This window comes from Aeromonas sp. EERV15, from assembly GCF_900079845.1.
GTDB classification, from domain to species: domain Bacteria; phylum Pseudomonadota; class Gammaproteobacteria; order Enterobacterales; family Aeromonadaceae; genus Aeromonas; species Aeromonas sobria.
Window position 1 is genome coordinate 1 of the sequence record NZ_FKKY02000043.1, and the last position, 2,653, is coordinate 2,653.

3 protein-coding genes and 1 rRNA gene are annotated in these 2,653 nt (G+C 57.1%); 1 reads left to right on the forward strand and 3 read right to left on the reverse strand.

The window, feature by feature from the left end:
* Nucleotides 1–108: ribosomal RNA gene (locus BN4575_RS20265) — 16S ribosomal RNA — on the reverse strand; the annotation flags it as partial.
* 100 nt (nt 109–208) lie between these two features.
* Here BN4575_RS20265 and BN4575_RS22160 point away from each other — a divergent pair.
* Nucleotides 209–565 carry a hypothetical protein gene (locus tag BN4575_RS22160; RefSeq protein WP_176716451.1) on the forward strand — a complete coding sequence of 119 codons (357 nt, stop codon included), beginning with the start codon at nt 209–211 and terminating at the stop codon, nt 563–565.
* 124 nt (nt 566–689) lie between these two features.
* On the opposite strand, the gene BN4575_RS20275 is transcribed toward BN4575_RS22160, so the two are convergent.
* Complete coding sequence (locus tag BN4575_RS20275; protein ID WP_068979559.1) at nt 690–1,736, reverse strand: NAD(P)H-dependent flavin oxidoreductase; 1,047 nt, start codon at nt 1,734–1,736, stop codon at nt 690–692.
* A 131-nt stretch (nt 1,737–1,867) separates the two neighbouring features.
* Nucleotides 1,868–2,509, reverse strand: a complete 642-nt coding sequence (locus BN4575_RS20280; protein WP_068979560.1) for a ribonuclease T2 family protein — start codon at nt 2,507–2,509, stop codon at nt 1,868–1,870.
* Nucleotides 2,510–2,653 lie beyond the last annotated feature (144 nt).

Below are 2,653 nucleotides of genomic sequence, written 5' to 3' on the forward strand. Positions count from 1 at the left end.
GCCGCTCGCCGGCAAAAGTAGCAAGCTACTTTCCCGCTGCCGCTCGACTTGCATGTGTTAGGCCTGCCGCCAGCGTTCAATCTGAGCCATGATCAAACTCTTCAATTTAAGTTTGGTTTGCTTCGCGTCATTACCGAAGTAACAACATTCAGCGGCTCAATGAATTGCTGAAATAAACTGTTCGACTTCTTATTGCTAAGAAATCGTCTTGGTCACTTCACCAGACATTGAAAATCAAAAATTGTTTTTGATGCTCGATGCTGTGAGTGCCCACACAGATTGCTTGATTCAAATTGTTAAAGAGCGACGCAACAGTTCGTTGCTGCGGGAGTGGAATTCTACTCAACCGCTTTCTCGAGTCAAGCCTTATTTTCAAAGGCTTTTCGAGGTTACCGACCGGGTTGTTTGCGTTGCCGCTTGCCCTGTCGATGTGGCGCATTATAGAGATCCCGCTCACATTGGCAAGGCTTTACCGCAATTAAATTGCAAAAAAACACGATTTATTAGTTATTCATATCAACACACAGTCTTTGTACAGACTTATCCACAGATGCAGGTGAAATGAGGACGTTTTGCACCGGATCAATGCCTCACAGCGGTACAGTCACTCATCCATCATCACTGCACCGTCGCGTCTGACGCGCAGCGCCAACGGCGGCCTCTATATAAAGAGGCATATATAGTAGTGCCTATCCCAATCCAGCCTCTTTGACCCAGCACGCCATCAGCTCGCTGGCGGGAAGATCCCGGCAGCCAGAGACATTCTGCCCAGCCCAGAGCGGAGAGAAGCCGCTGTCACCCATTTTTTCGGCTGCGGCGCGCAGCGGTGCCAGTGCACCACTGGCAGAGGGGAAGTGAGGGGCAAGATCCGAGATTGAGCCCAGCTCACGCATCAGACGATTGACGATACCCCGCGCCGGACGGCCACTGAACAGATTGGTCAGTGCCGTCTGCTGGCCTTGGGGCGAGTGGAGGATGGCGCGATGCAGAGCCGAGGTGGTCGCTTCATGGCAGCAGAGAAAAGCGGTGCCCATCTGCACAGCACTGGCCCCCATTGCCAACGCGTTGGCGATCCCCTTGCCATCGACGATACCACCAGCAGCAATCACCGGGAGATCGGTCGCGGCGAGGATCTGCGCCAGCAAGGTCAAGGTGCTCTGCTGCAAGGCGAGATCATCAGAGAGAAAATGACCGCGATGACCGCCCGCCTCCAACCCCTGGGCGATGATGGCATCGGCGCCGTGTTGAGCGAGCCATTCGGCCTCCGCCACCGTGGTGGCGCTGGCAAAGACTCTGGCACCCGCCGCTTTCACCCGGGCAAGCAGCTCGGGAGCGGGCAGGCCGAAGTGAAAGCTGACCACTGCCGGTCTGAACTCGGCAACTATGGCGGCATACTCCTCATTGAAGGGAGCGCGGCTTGACGCCGTCGTGACCGCTGGGGGCTGTACGCCAAACTCGGCATAGTAGGGAGCAAGGAGCTGCTGCCAGCGGGCCAGTGCAACGGGATCCAGCTCCCGTTGCTGATGGCAGAAGAAGTTGATGTTAAATGGCCCAAGACCACGTTGGGCAAGACGCGCCAGTTCGCCGCGCAGCTCAGCTGGCGTGAGCATGGCGGCAGGCACGGAGCCCAAACCGCCCGCTCCGGTCACGGCCAGCGCCAGCTCGCTGCCCTGCACACCTGCCATGGGCGCCTGGATAATGGGATAACGCATCCCCAGCTCGGCAAACAGGCTCATCCGTTCACCCCGAGCAGCAGGGCCCGCTCTGTCGGGCCAAACCGGTTGTTGCCATCCATCTGTCAGACTCCTTTCCGATAGCCGTGGTTAAACATCAGGCCCGCAAGGGGCCTGATGAAGAGAGTGAAGGCTTAACGCACGCTGCGCAGCAGGAAGTCCGGCTGACCACAGGAGCGGCGCTCGCGCTTTTGCATCTCGGCGGAGCAGGTGACCGCATCCGCCCCCTCTTTATTGACGCAGATGTAGATCTCCCGCAAGAAGCGGCCACCATCGGCGCAAGCCACCGTGATGTTGTCAGGAGCCAGCCACTGGTTGGCGCTCGCCAGATCGGCCTTGAGTTGGAAGCTGGTTTTGCGCAGCGGCTCTTCCGGGGATTGATAGGCCGCCGGGATCTTCACCTTCTGGCGCAGGTCGCTTGCCAGCTGATGGAACTGGGGCTGACTCAAGCCGGAGCAGGTGCCGTGCTTCTCCCACTCATGGCGATAGAGAAAGCGGCTGGGGTAGAGGTCGGCAAACTCGCTCTCCATATCGGGATCGAGCCGTTCGCGGGTGCAGTTGCTGGGATAACCACGATCGTACTGGGGCCAGAGACCGTGCAGCACGAACCCCAGCTTGCGGGAACACTGATCCCGATCTGCCGGTTTGACGGCGCAATGCTCGGGCGACCAAGAGAGCGCCATGGCGTAATAGTCAAACTCCCCCGCCTCCCCTTTGGCCTGCACGGCCGAGGAGAGCAATAAACCACCCGCCAACAGGGCAATCATCTTCTTCATCTATATATATGTCCATCTCATGTACAGGATCTTTAGCGGCAACCAATTGAAATAGATATAAAAAAGGCTTCGTTTGTGATCTGATTTTATCGCCAAACAAAATCAACACGCGCGAAGCCTATGACCATTATTAATGCTAATCAC